A 277-nucleotide genomic window follows, 5' to 3' on the forward strand; every position below is an offset into this window, starting at 1 on the left:
TCCCTACATCGTTGATTCCAAGCGGCTCATCACGGTTCGCCGGAACAATCTCCGATTCAAGCAACTCAAAAACTTGGAGGTCGACCTCGTCGAACGGAAAGACGGGATCCAAATCCGATTAGCCGAGTTCGAGCTGGATATGCACTGGCGAGAAGCCCTATCAGAGTATGCTGGGCAGCACGAATCTCACTGTACGGACTTCGCGCAGGCAGTTCTCGAACGAGCAGGACGGGACGATCTGCTCGACCGTCAAGGACCAACGAAACAAGAGTTCATC

Annotated in this window: 1 pseudogene; it reads left to right on the forward strand. The window is 53.8% G+C overall.

The features are described 5' to 3' along the window. A pseudogene (locus FJT57_RS17310) lies at positions 1-277 on the forward strand (hypothetical protein); the annotation flags it as partial.

The sequence above is a fragment of the Halobellus captivus genome (assembly GCF_007655485.1).
Taxonomy (GTDB): domain Archaea; phylum Halobacteriota; class Halobacteria; order Halobacteriales; family Haloferacaceae; genus Haloquadratum; species Haloquadratum captivum.